Genomic DNA, 22,425 nt, shown 5'->3' with positions numbered 1-22,425 from the left:
CTTGACAGTGGTGTAGCTTCGATGGGCATCACTTTGCGGGGCTATGGCGCAGCTGGTAGCGCACCACACTGGCAGTGTGGGGGTCAGGGGTTCGAGTCCCCTTAGCTCCACCGAAAAACCGCAGGTCAGACGACTTGCGTGGATTCCTCGTCAACACTCCCGTCAACATCGGGCGTATTGTGCCTGCATGGCGACCCTCCGGCTGCGTACCCGCAAGGATGGCAGCGCGTACACATCAGTGTTGTTCCGCGCGGAGGGCAAACAGTCCTCGATGTCGTTCGACGATCATGCCAAGGCTGTTCAGTTCAAGGATTTGGTTAATCGGGTAGGGCCGGCGAAGGCTATGGACGTTCTGGCCTCTGCGACCAATGCTGCGGCGGCCCTGACGGTTGAGGAGTGGATCACCCAGCACCTGGATCACCTGACCGGGGTGGAAGCAGGGACGGTGCAGCGCTATCGGGCATACCTTGCCAACGACATCGCGCCGGTGATGGGTGCGACGCCATTGGTGGCCCTCGGGCGCGACGACATCGCGGCCTGGGTGAACGCGATGGCCGACGATGAGGCTTCGGGCAAGACCATCGCGAACAAACAACGTTTCCTTTCCGGCGCGTTGAACGCTGCGGTGGCTGCAGGGCACCTGGGCACCAATCCGTGCCGTGGACTTCGGTTGCCGCGCTGGCAGAGACGGGAAATGGTCTGCCTCACCGAGGCGGAGTTCGCGACACTCCTCAACGAGGTGACGGGGTACTGGCGCCCCTTCGTGGAATTCCTTGTGGCCTCGGGTGCCCGCTGGAGCGAGGCGACTGCACTGCGGCCCGGCGATGTCGATATCGATCAAGGAACAGTGCGCATTGTGCGTGCTTGGAAGGTCGTCGACGGCGGCGTGAAGCTCGGGCCGCCGAAGTCGAATAATTCGGTGCGTACGATCAATGTTGCCCACAGTGTGCTCGACAAGCTGGACTACGACGGTGATTGGCTGTTCCGCAACCGCGCCGGTGATTATGTGCGGGCACAGGGCTTCTCGCGGCGCGTGTGGGCACCGGCGGTGGCGAGGGCCGAATTAGGAAAGCAGCCGCGGATTCACGATCTGCGTCACACCTGTGCGTCGTGGATGATTGCCGATAACATCCCGTTGGCGGTAGTGCAGCGGCACCTCGGTCACGAGTCGATCGAAACAACGGTCGGCACCTACGGGCACCTGGACCGGCGTAGCGCCCAGGCGGCAGCCGCCGCGATTAGCGTCCGGTTGGCGGCGACCGCTGGGCTTTCCGAAAATCCGTGAAGATTTCCGATGGTGGCTGTAGCGGGGGGACTGGGCTGGGCTTACCGTGAATCATGGCTCCATTGCCGAACGCTACGGGACATGGCGGCATCTCGACTGTGATAACAGAATCTGTTGTGTCTGTTGACTATTACCGGGTTCTATCATGGGCGATTCGCTGACCTTTGACCTCACCGAGGCGGCCGAACGCATCGGCGGCGTATCGGAGAAATGGCTGGCCGCGCAGCTGCGTTCCCGGAAGATACCGGGGCGGAAGGTCGGCCGGAAGTGGCGGATGACCCAAGGCGATATCGACGCTTGCCTTGACATTTTCAAGGTGTGCCCGATTCCGAAGCCGGACCACGCAGTTGCGGCCAGCGGCGCCTCTGTGGGTCTCACACGTACCAGTCATAGACGCGTGAAGCCCGCTCGTGTTCCGGCGCCAGCGCCTCAGTACTCACTATTTCCGTCCAGCCTGTTGGATCGGCCATAGCTTGGCGGACTCGTCCGAGTATCGAAAGCTGTTGGCTCCGAGTCGCAGCTGACGCCGATCCGCGCTACGTCGGCGCAGTGTCTCGGCTACGCCCAGTGGCTAGCGGGCGATCATGTCGGCGACGGCCTCCTCGGCGGTAGTCTCGCCGCGCGTGACGCGGAGTTCCAACTGGTGGGTGCGACCGCCGCCTTATGGTCGCTAGTGCCGGTGCGACGTCAGCTACCGCCATCGCCTGCGTGGTTGCGGGCCGTGGGGCAAACGAACAGGTGCTCGTCGTCTTTCACGGCGCTCACCATGTGCCGGCGAGTAGCCAGCGATCCGCCTTGGAACGGATGCTTGCCACGGCCATGGCATGGGCAGCCGCCTCTATTGGTCGTTGATGAGGCGCGCGTTCTTGAGCGATTGAAGCAACCGGGTAGCTGCCCGAAGCGTCGGGGCGTGGACTCCTGAGTCAAGGCGGCCGGCGTCAGCCTCCGCTGCCAGGGACTCCAAGACAGTGCGGCAGGCACGGGGAGAACCGAGCACGACTTGTGCCGCTTCCGCCGGGCTGACCGGTACGCGCTGGGTTTCGATTCGCACCCGCTCAACGAGCCGTTCGACGGGTTTCTCGACCATCTCGACCCGCACCCCGATAGCGCTGTTCGCGGCGGCCCGGCGCTCCTCGTACGCGGCGCGTCGACATCGCTGTGAGCACCAAACTGCAGGACGTCCAGGCTTCGGTGGCCAGGGGGCAGCGGGCAGCGCGCCGCCGCATCGAGGACACCGTCTTTCCTTCATGAATCGCTATGGTAGTGGAACCTAAATAGTTTCATACGGACGAAATTGCGTTATCGTTTCGTGACCTGTGTGCAAGAGGTGTGATGTTCGGCGATGCAGTGAAGTTAGTGCATCTAAGGACGGGCACTCATACGGCGCTGCCATCGCTGGCGATTCGTGTGCGGCGGGCTGACGATGTCATCTAGGTATTTCGGGGACGGCGTCGTGGGTCGGCCAATGGGCGCGATAGTGCGCCGGGCGCGCTTGATTGACAACCCAGTTATCCATGAATATGCCGCGACATGCGCCGTTGCTGCGTCAATCCGATTATCGAGCACCCACTCGCGGGCCGAAGGTCACGGACGGGCCGCACTGACACCTGGGATCAGCTGCTGCTGTGCGCGGGGCCCACCGGCCACCGCGTGTCGGCGTGGTCCGTCATCAACGGAGTCGGCCTGAGCCATGATTAGACGGTGGAGGACGACCCTGGTGAAGCGCTCTTCATCGGCGTGGGCATCGACCACTACGCCCGCCTACCAGAGTTGGTCGGCTCGGCCGATGAGGTTCAGACCATCGCCGAACTGGTCGGCGACCACTTCGCTGCCCGCTTTCTGCGCGATGCCGATGAAGCCGCCATAGGAGCCGCGCTGCGCGATTGCGCGGGCCACTTCTCCGACGACGCCGGCGGCGTCGTGTTTATGTGGTCGGGCCACGGAATACCCGGTGCTGGCTCGACCAATGTGCGCCTGCTGGCCCACGACAGCCTCAACGATCCCAGCGGCGGGATCGACGCCGTAGAGGTCGTTACCAAAGTCGCGGCTACTGGCGCCAACCAGATCCTGGTCATCGTCGATACCTGCCATGCTGGCAACGCCGTCGATTCAGTGGTGCGGCTCTACAACCATTTCCGAGTCAATCCGCCCGCGGGGGAGTGGTGCTGGTTCGGGCTTCTCGCCGCCTGCGGCCCCGAGAAGGTACGACAGCATCTGCTCGGACCCGCGCTCGAGGGTGGCGTCTTAGGACTGGTGTAAAAACGCTGGGCGCATGTTCCTGGTGGTCATGTTACGCGGCGGTGGTGTCGGTCGTGGTTGTTGTGGTGGGGGGATGCAGTGGGCGGGGTGGCTCGAGCAGTTGGTGGCGTAGTTCTTGGAGGTGGCGGCTGGTCGCTGATGTTTGGGTGACTCCGCGCCAGCCGCGGCTGGCGCGGTCGAGGACGGCCCATACCAGCGACAGACAGCTGGTTTCGCCGGGTAGGCGGCCGATGACCTTGACCCGGCGACGGGATTCTCCGAAGGTGCGTTCGATGAGGTTGGAATGGCGGATGCGTGTCCAGTGTTGGCGGGGGAAGCGCAAATGCACGCTCAGCGAGGCGAAGTCGTTGGCCAGGCAAGCGACCGCGGCTGGGTAGAGCCCGCGGTATGTGGTGGTGAACTCCTCGGCGCGGCGGGTGGCTTCATCCACGGCCTGCTGGCCGGGTGGCTGGTCAATGTCATCGAAGATCGACCAGAACGCGGCTTTGATCTCGTCCTGGACCGCGACAGGTGTCTTGGCGATGACGTTACGGCAGCGATGGATCAGACACCGCTGACGCAGGCTTGCCGGAAACGTGGTCTCCCATGCGGCGATCAGGCCCGGCGCCCCGTCGGAGATGCCCAGTAGCGGCGGGCGTAGTCCCCGGTTCCTCAGGTCAGCCAAGAAGTCGGCCCACGCATCAGCCGACTCCGCTGCGGCTGGGGCCAGCCCAATAAACAGGGGCTTGCCGTCGGTGCAGATGCCCCAGGCGGCCAGCACCGGCTCGGCCGGGGCGTTGGGATGCATCCGAAAGTTCGAGGCATCCAAGAACAGGTAGTCCAACACCAGCTCATCAAGGCGTCGAGACGACCACGCAGCGAACTCGTCTTTGATGGCCGCACAAATCCGGCTCACCGTCGAGCGCGACAACGCCGCCTACGAGCCCAGCACCTCGGCCAACGCGGCCTCGATGTCGCGATCCGACAAACCGCGCACCCATCCCGAAATCACCAACGCCTCCAGAGCGTGGGTGCGCGTCACCCCGGCACCGAATAGCCGCGAACAGAACCGCTCGTCGGTGTCGCGTAGTTTCGGGCGGCATAATTCGACCGAGCCCATCGTGGTCTTCACCGTCGCCGGCGGTTGATACCCATTGCGGTACCCGCCCGGGCCGTCCTGAACCCGACGCTGGTGACGGGCTCGGCCCAACACTGCTTCTACCTCGGCCTCCACGGCGACCTGAAACACCAGACGCACCGATAACCGCCCGACCTCCTCCAAAATCTCGGTCAACGGCCGCTCGGTCGCGGCGAACAACTGATCCATCTCAACACGCACACGCTCAATCGGCGATACTCGCTTGGTCACGGGCGTAGCCCCTCCTTCATAGCTTTCGTCGGTTGCGACGGAACCTACGCCCGTGACCATTTACACCAGCGATGAGACGCGACCCGCTCGGAGCGCCTACTGCGAGATGGTCCGCGACCCGACGGCCCGCACGCAGACGACATTCGACGGCGCTGGTCAACACATCATCGTTTCATCCGAGGCGATGACCTGTGGGACGCGTTGATCAAGCAGTGGGACCGCGCGGCGGCGCCGACCGAGCCAAGATTCATCCAGACCGGCGATGCCCGGCCCTTCATACGCAACCCGCTGTGGTCGGCCGCTGCGGGTCCGCTCTTCGTGGCCGAAGTGCTCACCGGTACGCCGATGGCATCGCCGTTCTTCGGCCGGAATGACGAAGTTGCAACCGTGTCCAACTGGTGGGCTCAGGGGCAGCGCGGCGTATACGTCATCACAGGCGCCGCGGGTAGCGGCAAGTCGGCTCTGCTCCACCATGCTTTGTCGCTGGATACCCGTGTTGATAGCGTAGCCGCCGATACCCCGCCGGCGGTCGTCATCGATGTCACAGGCCTCAGCACCGACGCCATCGCGGCAATGATCGACCGCGTCCTGGTGGCGCGTGGTCTGCTCGAGGAAACGGCCTTACGCCGCAATGTATTCGAGATATGCGGTGCCCTGCAGCGCCAAAGGGACAGCGGTGCGTCGGTGCCAGTGGTCGCCCTCGACGGAATCACCGAGGCAACCGAACCCCCGCACGTCATCGAGGCAGTTGTAACCCCGTTCAGCATGGTGGCCACCGTCATCGTCACAACCCGACCGACCCCAGTGAGCGTGCCGCGGCAGCGGCGCGCATCTCAACCCCCACAATGGGCAGCCGCTGGCGAAACCACGGACCTCGTTCCAATCGCCGCCGTGCTCGCCGCACCCGACCGCATCCTCGATCTCGACAGCCCCCAACGTAAGGAATCGGCATGGTGCGCCATAGATGAAATGCTCGACGACCAACTCGGTCCGACCGCACCGGACGACGATCCAGCTGGCGTGCTCAGAGGACTACGTCGCAGACCCGTGGGCGAGGACCCGCCACCATTCGTGCTGGCCGATCTCCTAATCGCTCACGCGCGTGAACCGGCGATAAGCGCAGAGCCCACGGGCGCCGGCATAGCTGGTTCACTCGGCGTTGCGCTAGACCAGCTGGTTGCCCGCTCCTATGACGAGTCGAAGCTGGGCGCCGCAGCTGACCTTCTCTATGTGTTGCCATACGGGTTCGGCGCGGGGCTACCAGAGCGGGAGTGGCTGACGATCGCCAATGCTACCCGCGCGCCCACCACGCAGGAGCTTGACCGCGATGACGTGGCTGCCACGCTCGCCCCGATGGGCGCCTACATCGTGGAGGACTCCGAAGCTGGGGACGCGGTGTACCGCTTCGCTCACTCCTTGATCGCGCAGCACTTCGGCGAGCGCGGCGCCGCCCGCGACGAGAACATCGCCCTTCGGATCGCGGTCGCGCTGGTCGGCGAACCCGGCGCGCCGGACTCTCCGACGAGCTCGCCGCCCAGCCCCCATTTAGTTCGCTACCTGTGGAGATACGTCGCCCGCGTTGGCAGGCGCGGGCTGGATTTGCTGCGTGAAAAGCCCTGGCTCTCAAAAGATCTTGTTTCAGCCGCACTGGCCGTGTCCATCGCCGAGGCCGTACGCGGCGACGTCACCGGCGCACTATCCCTCGCCGAAGACGCCGCTGCGGCTGCTGATGACCTCACCCGAGGCGATCGTGAACAGCACCTGGCTCCCGCGCTGGCGCACCTCGCCACCCTCTACAAGTCCACCGGCCAGATCACCAGAGCGGTCCAGACCGGACGCCGCGCCGTTGCAACCTACAACAGGCTCGTAAGCCAGCGGCCAGAATTCGTCATCGACCTCGCCGCCGTGGCACACAATCTGGCGGGCGCGCTGATGGAAGCCCAAGACGCCACAGCCTCCACCGTCGCCGCGCAAGCCGTGCAATTTGAGGAGCAATTCGCGCAGATCGGCGGCGACAACCGGTATCGCATCGGCATCGCGCGCAACATCCTGGCGCTGGCCTTGAGCATGGAAGGCCGCATCGACGAGGCCGTCGACGCCAGCCGTGACGCCGTCGATGCACTTCAAGGTGTCGCCAATGCCACAGGAGCACAACGAGATCGAGCCGCCCTGGCCCAAGCACTGCAAAACCTGGGCAGTCACCTCGCCGAACGCGGAGACCTGGCCGATGCCGTGAACGTCACCGAGAACGCTCGCAGCATCATGGGGGAACTGGTGGCCATCGACGACGCATGGCGGCCCGCTCTGCTGGAAACGCTGAGCGACCTCGGTGCGCGATATGACCAAGTCGGACAACACGAACGCGGCCTGGCGACCACAGCCGAAGCTATCGGCGGCTACCAGACAATGCCGTCGCTGTCGGCGGCCGAGACCATGAATTATGCTGGAGCGCTGACAAATTACGCGAACATGCTGTTGGAGTCGGGCCGTGCGGAGGCGGCTATGGGGCCCGCCGGCGCGGCCATCGAGATGATGCGCGACATCGCCGATCACGAAGAGGCCAAGCGGCCCGCCCTGGCGCTGATGCTTGACAACTACGCCAACACGCTGACACTCACCGGACACCTTAGTGAAGGCCTCGACGCCAGCGAGCAAGCGTTGGCGTACTACCGCGCCGCGCGCGAGCACAATCCCAGCCTTGATGGTGACATCGCGCGGGTGCTGTCGAACTATTGTCAGCGTCTAGCCGCCGCCGGGCGGTTTTCCGAGGCCGCCGATGCCGGTGCCGAAGCGATCGAGCTGTATGTGCAGCTATCGACGGCCGACGCCCGCAACAAGGTGCACGCCGCCACTATCCGTGCCGTCGTCGCGATCTATACCGTGCAAACTGGGAACGCGAAGGCTGGCATGCGCTTAGCAGCCCAGGCCGCCAGGGAGGGCGAACAGCTACTGGCGCAGCAGCTGATGTCGAGCGAGCAGCTGGCGACGATCTACATCGAGGCCACCAAAGCGGCACAGTCCAGCCCCGGCGAGGCCGTGCGATACGCCGGGCGTGCACTGCAACTGCTGGGTGAGGCCGGTCTGTCCCAAACACGCCAGTACGCCACCGCGCAGCGCAACCTCGCCGCTCTATACGGGATGGCCGGCCGCATCGAAGTCGGCCTGGCCGCAATCGACGACGCGGTGGCGCTGTCGACTAAGCTGCTTGATTCCGACAGCTCACATCGCGCCGGCCTGGCCTCGGCAATGGGCATTCGGGCGCGTCTTCAGGTTGATCGCCGGCAGGCAGCGAATGCGCGCGACACCGCTATCGCCGCAGTTGAGCACTATCTGGCCGTCCCTGAACTAGGTTTCGAGGACGTCGAGACCTGCGGCAAGACAATTGCCACCCTGGCAATAGCTCTCGATCAGCTTGGCGAAGACCTCGACCGGCTCGATCAACTCGTCACCCAATGCTTGGAAAACCTCGACCCCCCTGCGCGGGCACAGCTGCTCTACACCATCGTCGACGGCATACCCCTAGGACATCCCCGCGCACCGGCATGGATCCGCACGGCTATCGACGAACTTGGCCCGGCGAATCCGATGCTGCTGCTTCACATCCGCCGGCTCGCGCGGCGAATCCGCGACGCCAGCCGGGTCCAGTTCGACCTGTTGTGGCGCCGCTCCACCGGCACCGATGTGCCCGACTGGGCAGCAATCGAACAACAGAAGATCGATTGGGCGATGCGCTGGGCATCAGCGCCGGACTACACGACCGCCGACGCCTTCCTAGAGCAGAACAACCACCTGCTCGGCGACGACTACGAGAGCGCCATCGACGAAGCCCTCCTCGTCGTCCCGGCACGCGCGGCGGCGCTCAGAGATATCCGCGACCGACGCCGCTACAACCAAATTATCGCCGTAAATCGAGATGCGACCTACCAACTCAGGAAGATCCACGGCAAGTACATCGTCACAAACTCGTATGACCTCGCCGAACAGTTCCTCGAAGCCGACTTGAACCAGCGCATCGCGCTCCTGGGTACGCAAGGCGAAGTCCTACGCGGCGACACCGTGGGCCGACACCTGCGGGCGCGCCACGACAGTCCACGCGCCGGCGCCGCAGTCAGCCTCATCGAACTCAGCCGGATCTCGCTGCACACCGACGTTGCCGCGGCCGCCGTCGACGCCGATGCGGATCAGATTGAACGGCTGCTCACCGACATCGCCGAACACCACGACATCAAGGTACTTCGCCAAGCTGCTGCCGTTCTGACGGAAGAGGCCACCCAGGCCTCCAAACCCGAACTCGCCGTATCCGTCTCGTACTACCTAGGTGTCGCCCTATTGGACGATGAAGTCGGCCCGCAGGTCGCAGCCCACGGGCGTGCCCTCATCGAGGTGGCCGCCGAAGCACTGCCCGCGCGCGTATCGGACTGGCTGCGCCTTTGTGAGCGACTGGCGCCGGCGAAGCCCCAATTCCGCGAGGCCGCACGGATTCTGGAAGGACTTGCAGGCGAAGATGGCTGACAACGACCTCATCGTGGTCATCCCCGGGATCACCGGGAGCACTTTACGACGCAACGGTGCGGAAGTGTGGTCCTCAAAGCCAACGACGGTGCTGGCGGCGTTGGCCACCCTGGGCAGGCATATCGGGGACCTGCAGTTACCCGCCGATATCGGCGACCGGGAGCCCGAGGACGGCGTCGAAGCTAAAGAGCTGATATCGACACTGCACTTCATCCCGGGCCTGTGGACACCGATTCACGGATACGAGAAGCTGGTCGAACGACTGCGCGCCACACGCGCCAGCGTTGCCCCTCAGCAGTTTGGCGATCTCAATCCGGTTCTCTTCCCCTACGATTGGCGCCTGTCCAACCGCTACACCGCCCGCCAGCTCAAGAAATACGCCGAAGAAGCGCTACACCGGTGGCGCGACTGCGCGCCACAAAATCGTGACGCCAAGATTACCTTCGTATGTCACTCGATGGGTGGCCTCATCGCCCGCTGGTACATCAGCAACGAAGGAGGAGCACCACTCACCCGTAAAATGATCACCCTGGGCACCCCGTACCGCGGGGCAATCAAAGCCCTCGCCGTCCTCGCCAACGGGCCGATGCCAAGACTCGGCCGATTCGGCGAACACCTCCACCAAGCCGTGCTCTCGTTCCCATCGGTGCACCAGCTGCTGCCAAGCTATGCATGTGTCAACCACGGAGGCGAGGAGCTTGAATACCTTGTCGATCAAACAGACTCGGTACTGCAAAACTCGGTTCGCCGCGACGCCGCCCTCTTCTACCAACATCTTGAACAAGCCGAATCCGCAGATAACAATACTCCGACGCGCCGTCACGCCATCGTTGGCACTAAGCAGCCGACGACCGCGTCCGCCTCCCTCATCAACAGTCACTACGTATTTTCAGAACTTCTCGGCCATCACGACCTTGCAGGCGATGGCACCGTGTCAGCGGCGTCGGGTCCCAAAGGCATTCCACTCGACGATAATTCGATCAGACGCATCGCCGACAAGCACGGGCACCTGCAATGCAACAGTGCCGCTCTCGACGAGGTCGAATCGGTGGTCAGATCCGAATCGATAATCGTCAAAGCCGTTAGCATCGAGGATCTTTCGGTCGCGATGCCGGAGATACTCTCAGCCGGAGACTCCGTGACAGCGACGATATCGTCAGCGGCTGGGCGCCGCAGCGTCGCGATCACTGTGCGCGACGAGCACGGGGGAGTGGTTGAAGAAGTTCATAAGGTACTACGAAACAGTGAGGTCCAATACCGGACGTCTGCGCTCAACCCCGGCGGCTACACCCTAGAGGTGCGAGACGTGGCCGACGCGGAATCAGCTAACGGTGTGCACTCCGCATTCCTGGTCTGGCCCTAGTGACACCCTCGTCGTTGTTGGCGATGACTTTTGCGGTGCCCATCCGCCGGGGCCAATTGCTTAATTTTAATGTTCCCGTCGATGAACCGGCGACACGGATCCGCGCGGTTCGCTAGCGACGGGCCGTCACACGAGTTCAGTGACGCTTCAGCAATCGTTCGAACAGCAGTAATGGTGATCCTGCGCTGGCGCGGTCATGTTTTGCACGGTCGTTTTCTAAGGTGAGGGCGGCCAGTTGGTCCGCTGGCCTTGAGCGAAGCAACACTTAATTCCGCGAAGGGCTGCACGCTGGCCGCGACGGTGTCCGGGTCATTCCGCGGTACGGGACCGTCGAGCTGATCGCTGGGTCGCGCTACTTGGCCCCGGGTACGCATCTCCGGACTGAGGTCGTTAGCGCGGCTGCAGATCGTGTATCTGGGCACGGTTATTCGTGAATATCACGAGTGGCTCGCTTACTCGAATCAGCTATCCCCGGAGGAGTTCCCGCCCGGTAATACACAACCCAGTCGGTCGAACAGCCGTCCCCGTGTAGTCATTCGGCGAAGCAGGGGACTGCGGAACTTCGTGATTCACCGATCGAAACACCGGTCTCTACTGGGAACCCTGCATATTCGATTGCTGCATATTCCGCACTGATGGCAGTGGAACGTCCTGCGGGGTCCGCCAGGTTCGAATGCACTACCGCCAGGTGCAAGTGGACAGAACGAGCAGGTCGCCCTGAAATGAGAGGCGTCCGACCACCTGTCGGTGGCATGATCCATGCATGTTTGTACACGTCGACGGCCACGCGATTCCGCTATTCACCGACGCAGATATCCCAGACGACGCCGAAAGTCGCGAGGAGTACAACAAGATCATTAGCACCGCCCTCGGCGATGATGGCGCGATCAGCGCTCTCCTTCCAGGCAGCTTGGACAAGGCCATCCCGTACACCGTTTTCACGGAATCGGGTACGAGAGTGCTGGCGGATTGCACATTCATACAGCCACCTGGCAGCGACGACATGAATCTCGCTTCGATGCGTCCCGTCCGGATCATGGGTAAGCCCAATCGCGAAGCGGACGCTCTACACCAGGTGAGGCTCTTCCACGCTGTCGGATCGGTCGCAGTGGCAGGCGGTCACGTCGAGATGGCGATGAAGCGTGTGCTGGTGACCCTCCGTGGCGGCCAAAATTCAGACTTGGCAGGCGCGGATGTGCCTGCGTGGCTGGTCCCCGATATCGGGTCCACCTGGAATTAGAGCCAGGTTGTTGTTGATCTGGATTTTAGTTGATGTCGCAGGCTATGGGGTGATGGGTGTGGCTGCATTGGGCAGCGTATTCGGCCGGAGTGCGATAACCCAGCGATGAGTGGCGGTGGCGGTGGTTGTGCTCGTGTTTGAAATCGCTGATCACCACCTTGGCTTCGAGCAGGTCAGTCCAGTAGTTGCGGTTCAGACACTCCTTTCGTAAGCGGCTGTTAAAGGATTCAATGTAGGGGTTTTTCCAGGGCTGACCTGGGGGGATATAGGTCAGCCCGACTTTTCCGTCGCAAAACTGCTGCAACGCTTGAGAAATCAGCTCCGGCCCGTTGTCCATGCGCAGCACCGTGGGCGGACCCCCGGCAGTGGTGAACACTCGCTCGAGCTCGTCGACCAGCGCCTCGGCGGTGATGGAGCGTGCGGTCATGTCCAGCAGCGACTCGCGAGTGTGCTCATCGAGCATCGAGGCGATCTTGACCGACCTGCCGTCGATAGTGGAGTCAAACTGAAAATCCAGCGCCCACACCACCTTGGGGGCATCGGCGATGATCGGCGGCACTGAGGGCACACCACCACGTTTGCGTGGGGAGCGGACGGCGACTTGCAGTCCCTCTTGGCGCCACAGCCGGTGGATCTTCTTCTTGTTGACCTGGTGATGCTCGTCGTAGCGCAACGCCGACCACGCACGGCGAAACCCGTGACAGGGGTGTTTGCGGGCGTAGGAACGCAGCCAGGCCCGCAGATCGGCATCCGGGTCCGCCGGGGTCTGGTCGATACGGACACGTCGGTAGGTTGAGCGGGCCAGCCCAACCGCTTGGCACGCCAACCGTTCTGAGATGCCCTTGACTTCTGTGAGCATGTCCACGGCGCGGCGTTTGGCGGCTGGGCTCAAAATTTTCCCTTGGCCACCTCACGTAGGGCGTCTTTGACGAGCTCGGCCTCGGCCAACAGCCGTTTGAGCCGCCCGTTTTGCTCGCGCAGTTCCTTGAGCTCGCGGGCCGCATCGAGATCCATTCCCCCGTAGGCTCGGCGCCAGTTGTACAGGGTGGCCGCCGATACCCCCAGCTCGGCAGCGATCTGCTCACCGGAGCTGCCGCCGGCGGCCAGCTCATCAGCTCGGCGCAGCTTGCGCACAATGTCTTCGGCGGCATACCTCTTACGACCAGCCATTTCCTTGTCCCTTCCAGCCCACGTTTAGGGCCACGAGACTCTAAAACAAGCTGGACTCATTCACGGGGAACACGCCATGCGGAATGGAGCATCCTTGAGAACAAACTCAAGAGGGCTTCAAAACCTCAACAGACGGCCTTACAGAAGGCCGTCTTCGAGCTTCTCGCGCGAGCCGAAGTCCCTATTCTGCGCGACGGGCGCAACGACGTGGTGCACGGCTACTGGTGGTTAGTTCCTATGGGCACAGACGGCCTCGTCTCTTCACGCTATTACCGACCAAAGAAGCACCAGCAGCAGGGTCCTGTGCAGATACACCCCACGTTGCAGATGCTGCAGCAATTAGCCGACGACCTGTTCAACCTGGCTCACGCGCTGGAAGCGCTAGTGACGCCGCATTGGCCACTCGCAATTGTCCCCGGGCTGAAACACTTCGACAACGGCGACATCGAACTCGATAGCAGACCGGATCGACACCGAACCAACTCCGGTGACCTGCGGCCTCCGGAACCGGACAAGCCGAAGCCAGGACAACGGCCGGCGGCCTCGACTAGGCAAAGAAAGCGAAAGCGGCAGCGGGGTAGGCGCTGACCGGTGCGCCTCCCGGTTCATAGCTCCTCGTAGCCGCCCACCACATCGCCGCAGCCTGTTTCGCCCCGCTCCGCGCAAGCAGCCCGCGGAGTTCACCAAGCGGACAGCGTTGTCGGCGGCAACTGAATACTGACCAGAGCGCGCGACGATTAAGGGTCGGTCTTCACCTGACGCCGACAAAAGCTCTGCGATCGATGTGCGATCTCGTTGGCCCTGATCAGTGCTACTTCTCGCTACTTCTCGTTCTTGTCGGTATCGAGGCTTAACCTCAAATGCATGACGTTGATTGCGGCGGTGACGACACAGCGCTACGCAATTCACGCCAGCGACCGTTACGTGAGCGTGCAGCCCACCCCGAAACATAAAAGCCCGGATTGGGACGTGAACGCCAACAAGACCGTGATAGCTGTTGGGTCCGACTGCTGGCTGGCTCTGGGATACAGCGGCCTCGCCTACCTTGACGGCAAGCCGACAGATCAACTCATAGCCGAAGCCATCACAGGGTTTGACGGCCTATCCGAGAAGTCGGGCATGATGTTGTCGATCGGCAGCACGGGTACGCACTATCGAGCAATTCGCGATCAGATTCAAACAAAGATTGCTGACGCTTACTCGCGTCTCAAACCCGCGATCGCCAACAAGTACACCACGGCGGTGCTTGCTTCCGGCGTTCAACGCAAAGACAACCAAATTATGGGAGTTATGTTCCGCATCACAGTTGCCGGAGCAAGTTCAGATGCGATCGAACTAGCGCCGAATACATTGCAGCCTACCCAATTCACGATGCACGCCATCGGCACAGTCGACAAAACCATCTTCGAGAAGGCGCGACAGCTGATCGCCGGCCTACCAAATCTGTTCGAGCCCTACGTCATACGAGAAATTCTGATCGAAGCCGTCGTCGAGGCTGGCAAGGTGTGCGCCGCGGTTGGTGAAGATGTGATGGGCGTGGTTCTGGATAAAAGACATAACACGATCAGCACTGTTGTTCGCAGCCCGAAGCCGGAACGTCTGGCAGTCCTGTTGAAACAAACTCGCCTGAAAAATAGATGCTTGACGCAGATGGCCAGTGCTGCAACACCCTGGGTGATTGCGCCGCCATGGACCTTCTATCCATCGATTGGCACCCCAGGTGGGTGGACGAACTCTCAGACCGGAATCAAGTTCCAATACTCCGGGTTTGACTCTAAGCCGCCACCCAAGTCTCACATTCTCTTCACTGGCCAGCCACGTCGGAAACCTCCAACGTAGTGTCACCCCCGCCACCGTGGCTCGAGGCCCCAGGAATTACCTTGCTACTGAGTGCCCCGTAGCCCGGCTCATTTGGGAACAAGTTTGGGAACAAAACACGTGAAACCGGCCGGAATCGGCGCAATCTGGTGCAACGGGCCGGATACCTGAAGGTCAGTGACCTGCGTTTTCGGGACCACACGAACACGTGAAACTCGCTGTACGTAGCTCATAACCCAGAGGTCGTAGGTTCGACAGGCGGCTCGATACTTCGCTCCGGTGCGGACTCGTCCGGGGCTAGTCATTTCGTCGGAAGTTGTTCTTTTGCTTCGTGGTTCGCGATCTCAGGTGTGAGCAGGAAAAGATGCGAGGGCCGTTTCCACCTCGTGAAGGTCTCGCTCGTTGCATTGGGCCCAACGCTGCTCGTCGGCGTCGAGGTGAGCAACGAAGGCATAGCGGCTGCGGATGGTGGCGATCCAGTCCTTGATATGCACAGGCCTGGTGAGGTAGCCGATGTCTTCTTGACGGAACTCACTCTCGTCCCGGGTCCTGAGGATCTCCTGCGGGTCGACTGGCTTGGTTCCGCGGCCGTCGACAACGACGTCGCGGTAGACCTTAAGCACCCAGAGTCGGCGGGCGAGGGACTCATCGAGTGCACCCGAGGTTGCGAACCATTGCAGATCGTAGAGGTCCCGTGCCAGCGACACTCGGCGGTAGCGTGCGAGCTTCTCAGCGACGGCCTCCTCAACGCGCACTACGGGAGTTGTCGGCAGGACGAAGTCGTACCTGTCGTGGATCGGTAGTCGCACAGGGTCGAGGATCTCGGGTGCCAGGCTGAGCGCGTGTGGGGCCAACTCTATCTTGGCACCCAGCTGTGGCCGGCCGAATGGCGTGTCGACCAACAGGTCACCACGCCGACCGTCGTCACCGAGATTTTCAATCGCGAAAATGAAGCCGTCGACCTCGACGCGGTCGAGAGCCTGCAAAGCGGCGAGCGCCACCTCTTCATCGGGCGCGGCGAAGTCGAGGTCGGTCGAGAAACGGCCAGCGTTGCCTGCTCTAAACTTTCGCAGCGCGGTGCCGCCCTTGAAAACCAGGCCGCGTGCGAAGAGCTCGGCGTTGTGAAGCAGATGCAACGCGTGATCCTGGGCAATGTCGAGAAGAGCGGCATCGCGTCCACCCCTGACGCCTTGATAGTGGCGCGCGAGGTGACCCTCGGTAATCCGGGTCACGATCCGGTGCCCACGGTGAGGTATCGGTGCAGCAGAGTGTCATTGACGTTGGTTTCGGCGTCGAAGAAACCTGCACCGGCGACACGCCGTCCAAGCCAGACCGTCTGTGTCGCTGGGTAGGTGGCGACGATCGCGGTTCGGGCGTCGTTGTTGCCTGCCGACCCGAGAAGGTATGCGGCACGCTGCGCCGCTGCACGTGGCCTAGTCTTCAGCAAGCCGATGATGGTATCGAGGTTCACGTGCGGGACGGCATCCGGCAGCCATTGGCTGAGGCCAGCTACGTCCTTGTAGGCCGACGGGCGCACCGCAATACCGACGATCAGTCCCTCGGGGTTCCATGACGGCAGTCCGTTGACCGTTGTCAGCCCGGCCTCGGGCAACTCGATGCGGACATAGCGCCAATCACCGGCAAGTGCTTTGGGAAGGGGTTGCTCGGCCGGGAGGGCGACGACTTCTTGCTCCGGTAACCGCTGGGCCAGCCCGAGGATCGATGCGGCCGTTTCCATTGCCAGCACACCGCGCCAATCGGGGTCCGCGGCGCGCTGCGCGCGGAACTCGATAAACCGATCACCAGAGCCGTAGGCACCGCCGCGCGCCCCGGGCAGGAACTCCCAAGCGTGGCGGGTGCGCAGTTTTCCCAGCCAGCCGCCGCGCTGGAGTTCGTAGGCGAGGCGCTGTGTCGCCGCTTCGTCGCTGTCGAGCCCGACTTGGCGTATGACCGCGGCCAGCCGATCTGACGTCACGACCAGGTCGCCGTCGAGTTCGAGCTGCTCGACCACGTCGGCGACCGAGCGTGGGATGACGCGAGCCACTGTCAGTCACCACCTTTCTTTGGTCAATGGTAACAAACTAAGGATGTACATGACAGTGACTGGAGAGGGGGCGTGCTGAGAACGTGCGGTCCATAGGCGCGGTCCGCCGCGTTGACGCCGTCAACACGCCGAACCGAAACTCGCAGGTGACCAACTGCACTGAAATCGATCGAAGGAGACTAAAAGCGCTGTTAGAGACGTCGACGGGCACCGAATCCAGGGGTTCGAGTCCCCTTAGCTCCACCGGTTGAACAGCGTAAACGCTGTGATGCTCCGCGTTTCCAGTGAAATATCAAGTGGTCCAGCCGAGATGGGCATACTGGCTACTGGACGCCGGGGCTCCGATCGCCAATGTGTCGTGCCAGCTTGGGCACGAGTCGATCAAGATGACTGCCGAGGTTGCGGCAACGTCGATCGGGCTACCGAGTTATCTAGATGCTGAATACGGGATAGGCGCTGTTCATAGGCTGTTTTTGGGGACATCACACGGAGTGAGCTTCGTGAGTTTTCAGTGGTGTTGGGGCGGCACGGTTATTGGCCGGGCGGGCCTCACCGTGAACGGTAGCGCTGGGGCGCAGTGATGCGCAGTCCCTGTGAAAGGGAGCGAGGCCCCGTGAGGGGAGCCGATGCGTGAACCAACTGCCGGGAACCGCAACAGAACCCGGAGGAATCTTCAGCGTTGCTGGAGGGGAAGCCATGGGCGTTCACCGGGCGGTTAGGCTCCACCTGAGGCATTGTCGGACGTGCCTGGCCGTAATCATCGTTGACACCAACATCGTCGTGGCGTCGCCCCGCCTCCGAAGCGGCGAGTGGGTATCGCTGATTGAGCACGCCGACGAGAGTGGGGTCTGCTCGGCGGCCGGCGGTCTCAGCGCGTCATCGTGTGATGGCTCGACCTGTGATGAGTTGCTGACTTTGCCCTGGTCATTAGACTCACCGGGGTGGAATCAGCTGATCTGCGGATCGATGTCGGCCAGTTAAGAGCCATGGCCAGCCAATGGGATGCGCTCGGCACGGAACTTGGCGTTTCAGTGCCGCGCTCGTCGGGGCAGTTGTTTCAGCCCACCGCAGCGGCGGTCGGCAGTGCCGACACAACAGTTGGCCTCGCCGCGGGGGCGTTAGCGGCTCGCGCGCAGGCGACGACCTGTGCGGTAGCGGCCGGCGCGGGTGGGTACGTCGCCAATGAAGCGACTTCCGCGGCCGAGATGACGGCGGTAGGGCAGAGCCGGGTGGTGTAGGTGTTGCCAGCGTTATCGCAAATCTATGCTTGGGACACTGAACATCTCGTTGCGGCTGCCCACCGCTGGAGCAAGACCGCCGATCAGTGGGAAAACGTGTTCTTACAGATGCGTAACCAGTCCCTTGCTGTGGTGTGGGACGGTGCTGGCGGTGACGGGCTGCGGGAGCGTACCCGTGCTGACCTCACAAGTGTCAGTGCCAAGGCCGACCAACTACGTCAGGCCAGCAAGATCGCCCGTGACGGTGCGGGAACTATCGGTAGTGTCCAGCGCAGGGTGCTTTATGCCGTTGAGGACGCCCATGACGCGGGTTTTGTTGTCGGTGAAGATCTCTCAGTGGTCGACACTTGGAGCGGTGGCACCGCCGCGGAGCAGGTCGCTCGCCGGGCCCAGGCACAGGCATTCGCCGCCGACATCAGACAACGCGCAACACAACTCATCGGGCACGAACACGACGTAGCCGCCAAAATCACCACCGCGACAGCTGGAATCGCCCCCACCTTCCCGGAAACACCAACCACACCGCCACATCCCATGATCACGGCCACCGACTACAAAACCGCCCCACCCCCAGGGCATGGGACAGGTGAACAACCCGGGGGGGCCGCACGATGATCCTGTGGACCCTCTTCTGGGGCCATGGCGTTATCCGGGGGAGCCGCCTGCTCCGCCAGATTCTGCGGCCGGGGGTGGCCGGTGGGATATCGACTACGATCACCCGTATCCCAGTGGTCCGGGTGGGGGGCCTCCGGTAGGACCTGTTTCGGTCCCGAAACGGTGGCGTAAAGACCTGTCGTCTTCACCGGTGGTTGGGCCGACCTCGGGACTTCATGATGTTGTGCCGGTGCCCGGCAATGGGTGGGGCGTACAGCCAGGACTAACCGTGCAGGAAGAGCATCGGTTCCGTTTGGTTGGTGAGGGTTTTAACGGTGCTTCAGACCATGTGCGCTGGGTTCAGCGTGGCGGTCAGTGGTACCAAGAGACATGGATCGGATACGAATTCGAGGACGAACACGTACAGCAATGGGTGGCGAATAACAGCCTCGCCGGGGGGCCGCAATTTCAGTTTGGTCAAAATGCGTGGAAGCCGATTGATATCAAAGATATCTACCAGCTTCAAGTAGAAAATCCCCGGCTACCTCTATACTTGCCGACCCCGGATGGTGGGCGATTCGATATTCCAGCCGATCGGCCATTCATGAGTCAAGGAAAATGAACATTAAAATACCGCACAAAAAACGGGTTCTGGCCATCGCGGCCATATCTGTGGTCGTGTGTCTAGCGGTCATCACCGTGTTTACGATTATGCGGACAAACACCGAACCTGCCGCCTCGCCACAGGACTGCGCTGCTGTCGAACAAATTACCCGTAAATGGAATAGGTTAATTCCAGAAATCAATAATGAATTGTCGAACGGCCCTGGTGAACGCAGTGACTGGCTTTCGGTAGCCGAGCGTGAATCGGAGATGAGTGATGAGCTTCAAGAAATAGCGGATACCGTCTCCGAACCAGTCCTCAAAATTCAGCTATATAAGTGGGCGTCGGGTACGAGGAAGATCGCTAAACTTCAGGAAGAAGTAGTTAACCGTCCTCGCGGGCCGGAGCCGCCTGATAATACGGAAAAAGTCGGTAAGGCTATGGCACTGGTTTTCTATGCCATAGCTGAACTTAGAAAAACGTGCCCTAACATGCCGAAGTATCAAGAAAAAAGCTGATTCGTACCAAGCAAAGCGATCGGGCTGCCAGCCACGAGCGGCACGAGTGATCGTCACCCAGATCGGCGCTCTGATGGCTCGCATCAGGCCAGCATTCGTGACAGGTTGCCTTGGCTGCCAAGGTAACTGCGGCGCAGTAAGCGAGCTGCGCGTGTTGAGGGTCGCCTGCGGCCGACCATGTTCCCGTTCGCGCACGCATTACGACCCCTGCTGATGCACATGATGCCGGCATGGATCGCCTGGCAGCTACGTCCGTTGCGGAGGTCAAAAATGAACAGATTTAGAGCAGCGTTATTGGCTTGACACAACTAGGAGCATTGAACGCATGACTGTGCAGAGGGTCGCTGGCCACAAGCTATTGAACTTCGCATCCCGTATCGATGACAACACCGTCGAGCAGGCCAAACAAACCGCATCCATGCCGTTTGTGCATCCGCATGTCGCGCTCATGCCAGATGCCCACAACGGCAAGGGTTCAGCCGTCGGCACAGTAATTCCGACAGTTGACGCTGTGATCCCGGCAGCCGTTGGGGTTGACATCGGATGCGGAATGATCGCGGCGCGCACCATATTTACTGGCGGCGACATCGATCGCCGGGACCTATCAGTGCTGCGGGAGTCGATCGAGTCCGCGATTCCATTGTCGCCAGGAAACTACAACCGCAAAACCAACCGCTACCCGTTCACACAAGAGCGCATCGACGATCTCGAGTCGCAAGCCTCCGCGCGTCAGGTAGATCTCACCCATTCACCAAAATGGCGAGAACAACTCGGCTCACTCGGCGGCGGCAACCACTTCATTGAACTATGCCTTGATGGGGCCGACCGAGTATGGATGTTCCTACATTCAGGCAGCCGGGGAGTGGGCAACAGGATCGCGCAGCGCCACATCAAGGTGGCCCAGAAGCTGTGTCAGCAATGGTGGATAGACCTGCCAAACCCAGACCTCGCCTACCTGCCGCAGCACACACCCGAGTTCGGTCAATACATTGCTGACCTCAACTGGGCGCAGCGATTCGCACTATCCAACCGAGCTGAGATGATGGACCGGTTTCGTCAATCACTCGCGCACTGGATGGGACGCGATCCCGATAGCGCCGCTGAGATTGAAGTAGAGCGAGTCAACTGCCACCACAACTACACGCAGAAAGAACATCACGGCGGGCGCAATGTCTGGTTGACTCGCAAGGGCGCGATTGACGCGCACGAGGGCGTGCGAGCAGTTATCCCCGGGTCAATGGGAACTCGCTCATACATTGTGCGCGGCAAGGGTAACCAAGCCGGACTCTGTTCGGCGCCGCACGGGGCCGGTCGTCGATTCTCTCGCACCGAGGCTCGTAAACGTTTCACTGCCGATGACTTGGCCGATCGTATGAAGGGCATTGAATACCGGCACGGCGAAGAGTGGGTTGACGAAATCCCAGATGCCTACAAGGACATCGACGTCGTCATGGCCGACGCGGCAGAGCTTGTAGACGTAGAGCATGAGCTGCGACAGGTATTGAACATCAAGGGAACCTAGGAGACGATGGCCGCTATATATCAGCGCATACGACCGCTACGTCCTGTCGTGGGCTCATCAATCTTGGCCATGGTGCTGGATAGCCTGATCGGCCTGGCTGGGGTTCTGGCCTGACCGCAGAGCGGTTTCAACTGCACCGAACTCGTTATCAACCGCGATTACTGCGAAATGTGCACCATCGCCTGGGCCGGTGAACGTACAGCCTCAGGAGCGTAACCCAAGCCGCATCTGGGAAGGCAAGATCCGACCAAACACCCTGCAACAAGCCGGCTCATGTCAGATCCGATGTCAAGGGATGTGCACCGGCTACGCCACCGTCGTTTGTTCAGGCTCGCTCTTATTCTGACGCTACCTACGACGCTGGGCTTGGCCGCCGGCGCACTGTGGGCGGCTATCCATTGGCGGCCAGGCCGGCAACGCGCACAAGACATGCGGACCAGAGTAGAGACTGTTCCGCGCCCCTCGCGTGAACTGCTCTCCGGTTTGCCCCGCCGTGTCCATGCCGAGTCACGATTTAGCCCTGAGTGCGCTATCGTATGATGGCTCGACCTGTGATGAGTTGCTGCCATCGCCCTGGTCATTAGACTTGCCGGGGTGGAATCAGCTGATCTGCGGATCGATGTCGGCCAGTTAAGAGCCATGGCCAGCCAATGGGATGCGCTCGGCACGGAACTTGGCGTTTCAGTGCCGCGCTCGTCGGGGCAGTTGTTTCAGCCCACCGCAGCGGCGGTCGGCAGTGCCGACACAACAGTTGGCCTCGCCGCGGGGGCGTTAGCGGCTCGCGCGCAGGCGACGACCTGTGCGGTAGCGGCCGGCGCGGGTGGGTACGTCACGAATGAAGCGACTTCCGCGGCCGAGATGACGGCGGTAGGGCAGAGCCGGGTGGTGTAGGTGTTGCCAGCGTTATCGC

The 22,425-nt window shown here is 61.9% G+C and carries 17 protein-coding genes, 1 tRNA gene and 1 pseudogene; 14 read left to right on the top strand and 5 right to left on the bottom strand.

From position 1 onward, the window contains the following. The first annotated feature begins 37 nt into the window (after positions 1–37). The 3 genes from ACO07W_RS05025 (at position 38) to ACO07W_RS05015 (ending at position 1,757) form a co-directional block, all read left to right on the top strand. A tRNA-Ala gene (locus ACO07W_RS05025) sits at positions 38–110 on the top strand. A 77-nt stretch (positions 111–187) separates the two neighbouring features. Then, positions 188–1,285, top strand: coding sequence for a tyrosine-type recombinase/integrase (locus ACO07W_RS05020; RefSeq protein ID WP_421841312.1), 1,098 nt, complete (start codon positions 188–190; stop codon positions 1,283–1,285). A gap of 145 nt (positions 1,286–1,430) precedes the next feature. Further along, entirely contained in the window at positions 1,431–1,757 is a 327-nt protein-coding gene (locus tag ACO07W_RS05015) for a helix-turn-helix domain-containing protein (RefSeq protein ID WP_421841310.1), read from the top strand. Between the two features lie 366 nt (positions 1,758–2,123). On the opposite strand, the gene ACO07W_RS05010 is transcribed toward ACO07W_RS05015, so the two are convergent. Beyond that, positions 2,124–2,372, bottom strand: coding sequence for a hypothetical protein (locus tag ACO07W_RS05010; protein ID WP_421841308.1), 249 nt, complete (start codon positions 2,370–2,372; stop codon positions 2,124–2,126). A 614-nt stretch (positions 2,373–2,986) separates the two neighbouring features. Here ACO07W_RS05010 and ACO07W_RS05005 point away from each other — a divergent pair. Beyond that, a complete protein-coding gene (locus ACO07W_RS05005; protein ID WP_421841306.1) occupies positions 2,987–3,544 on the top strand; it encodes a caspase family protein in 558 nt (185 codons plus the stop codon). A 31-nt stretch (positions 3,545–3,575) separates the two neighbouring features. Here ACO07W_RS05005 and ACO07W_RS05000 read toward each other — a convergent pair. Next, positions 3,576–4,850, bottom strand: a pseudogene (locus ACO07W_RS05000) (IS256 family transposase). 243 nt (positions 4,851–5,093) lie between these two features. Here ACO07W_RS05000 and ACO07W_RS04995 point away from each other — a divergent pair. The 3 genes from ACO07W_RS04995 to ACO07W_RS04985 all read left to right on the top strand — a co-directional run bounded on the left by ACO07W_RS04995 (position 5,094) and on the right by ACO07W_RS04985 (position 12,007). Beyond that, positions 5,094–9,404 carry a hypothetical protein gene (locus ACO07W_RS04995; protein ID WP_421841304.1) on the top strand — a complete coding sequence of 1,437 codons (4,311 nt, stop codon included), beginning with the start codon at positions 5,094–5,096 and terminating at the stop codon, positions 9,402–9,404. Next, positions 9,397–10,767 carry an esterase/lipase family protein gene (locus ACO07W_RS04990; protein ID WP_421841302.1) on the top strand — a complete coding sequence of 457 codons (1,371 nt, stop codon included), beginning with the start codon at positions 9,397–9,399 and terminating at the stop codon, positions 10,765–10,767. The genes ACO07W_RS04995 and ACO07W_RS04990 overlap by 8 nt, the downstream gene beginning before the upstream one ends. A 763-nt stretch (positions 10,768–11,530) precedes the next feature. Next, positions 11,531–12,007, top strand: a complete 477-nt coding sequence (locus ACO07W_RS04985) for a hypothetical protein (protein ID WP_421841300.1) — start codon at positions 11,531–11,533, stop codon at positions 12,005–12,007. 25 nt (positions 12,008–12,032) lie between these two features. On the opposite strand, the gene ACO07W_RS04980 is transcribed toward ACO07W_RS04985, so the two are convergent. Then, positions 12,033–13,177 (bottom strand): IS3 family transposase gene (locus ACO07W_RS04980; protein WP_421840069.1). Its coding sequence is split into 2 segments (ribosomal slippage): positions 12,033–12,910 and positions 12,910–13,177, totalling 1,146 coding nucleotides; the frame shifts between segments, so codons are not numbered across the junction. 864 nt (positions 13,178–14,041) lie between these two features. On the opposite strand from ACO07W_RS04980, the gene ACO07W_RS04975 reads away from it, so the two are divergent. Beyond that, positions 14,042–15,016 (top strand): hypothetical protein, encoded by a 975-nt coding sequence (locus ACO07W_RS04975; RefSeq protein WP_421841298.1) that lies wholly within the window; start codon positions 14,042–14,044, stop codon positions 15,014–15,016. 323 nt (positions 15,017–15,339) lie between these two features. On the opposite strand, the gene ACO07W_RS04970 is transcribed toward ACO07W_RS04975, so the two are convergent. Together ACO07W_RS04970 and ACO07W_RS04965 are read right to left on the bottom strand one after the other, a co-directional pair. After that, on the bottom strand, positions 15,340–16,227 hold the full coding sequence (locus ACO07W_RS04970; RefSeq protein ID WP_421841296.1) for a nucleotidyl transferase AbiEii/AbiGii toxin family protein: 888 nt from the start codon (positions 16,225–16,227) through the stop codon (positions 15,340–15,342). Next, positions 16,224–17,039, bottom strand: coding sequence for a type IV toxin-antitoxin system AbiEi family antitoxin (locus tag ACO07W_RS04965; protein ID WP_421841294.1), 816 nt, complete (start codon positions 17,037–17,039; stop codon positions 16,224–16,226). Before ACO07W_RS04965 ends, ACO07W_RS04970 begins: the two co-directional genes overlap by 4 nt. Before the next feature lie 941 nt (positions 17,040–17,980). On the opposite strand from ACO07W_RS04965, the gene ACO07W_RS04960 reads away from it, so the two are divergent. From ACO07W_RS04960 to ACO07W_RS04935, 6 genes are all read left to right on the top strand, one after another. Continuing rightward, positions 17,981–18,277, top strand: coding sequence for a hypothetical protein (locus ACO07W_RS04960; RefSeq protein WP_421841292.1), 297 nt, complete (start codon positions 17,981–17,983; stop codon positions 18,275–18,277). Between the two features lie 108 nt (positions 18,278–18,385). Further along, complete coding sequence (locus ACO07W_RS04955; protein WP_421841290.1) at positions 18,386–18,892, top strand: hypothetical protein; 507 nt, start codon at positions 18,386–18,388, stop codon at positions 18,890–18,892. A 268-nt stretch (positions 18,893–19,160) separates the two neighbouring features. Then, complete coding sequence (locus tag ACO07W_RS04950) at positions 19,161–19,493, top strand: hypothetical protein (protein ID WP_421841288.1); 333 nt, start codon at positions 19,161–19,163, stop codon at positions 19,491–19,493. Further along, on the top strand, positions 19,490–19,993 hold the full coding sequence (locus tag ACO07W_RS04945; protein ID WP_421841286.1) for a hypothetical protein: 504 nt from the start codon (positions 19,490–19,492) through the stop codon (positions 19,991–19,993). Before ACO07W_RS04950 ends, ACO07W_RS04945 begins: the two co-directional genes overlap by 4 nt. Positions 19,994–20,324: 331 nt before the next feature. Next, positions 20,325–21,515 carry an RtcB family protein gene (locus tag ACO07W_RS04940; RefSeq protein WP_421845813.1) on the top strand — a complete coding sequence of 397 codons (1,191 nt, stop codon included), beginning with the start codon at positions 20,325–20,327 and terminating at the stop codon, positions 21,513–21,515. Between the two features lie 594 nt (positions 21,516–22,109). Then, on the top strand, positions 22,110–22,406 hold the full coding sequence (locus tag ACO07W_RS04935; protein WP_421841284.1) for a hypothetical protein: 297 nt from the start codon (positions 22,110–22,112) through the stop codon (positions 22,404–22,406). Positions 22,407–22,425: the final 19 nt, after the last annotated feature.

This window comes from Mycobacterium sp., from assembly GCF_965230835.1.
GTDB lineage: Bacteria > Actinomycetota > Actinomycetes > Mycobacteriales > Mycobacteriaceae > Mycobacterium.
The sequence above is the reverse complement of the archived record's forward strand: the minus strand, read 5'-3'. Positions and strand labels throughout refer to the sequence as shown.

What these genes read in the sequence shown, in the direction of transcription:
- ACO07W_RS04955 (WP_421841290.1), top strand. Translation starts at nt 18,386, where the DNA reads ATGCGTAACCAGTCCCTTGCTGTGGTGTGGGACGGTGCTGGCGGTGAC.
- ACO07W_RS04945 (WP_421841286.1), top strand. Translation starts at nt 19,490, where the DNA reads ATGAACATTAAAATACCGCACAAAAAACGGGTTCTGGCCATCGCGGCC.
- ACO07W_RS04990 (WP_421841302.1), top strand. Translation starts at nt 9,397, where the DNA reads ATGGCTGACAACGACCTCATCGTGGTCATCCCCGGGATCACCGGGAGC.
- ACO07W_RS05015 (WP_421841310.1), top strand. Translation starts at nt 1,431, where the DNA reads ATGGGCGATTCGCTGACCTTTGACCTCACCGAGGCGGCCGAACGCATC.
- ACO07W_RS04975 (WP_421841298.1), top strand. Translation starts at nt 14,042, where the DNA reads ATGACGTTGATTGCGGCGGTGACGACACAGCGCTACGCAATTCACGCC.
- ACO07W_RS05020 (WP_421841312.1), top strand. Translation starts at nt 188, where the DNA reads ATGGCGACCCTCCGGCTGCGTACCCGCAAGGATGGCAGCGCGTACACA.
- ACO07W_RS04985 (WP_421841300.1), top strand. Translation starts at nt 11,531, where the DNA reads ATGTTTGTACACGTCGACGGCCACGCGATTCCGCTATTCACCGACGCA.
- ACO07W_RS05010 (WP_421841308.1), bottom strand. Translation starts at nt 2,372, where the DNA reads ATGGTCGAGAAACCCGTCGAACGGCTCGTTGAGCGGGTGCGAATCGAA.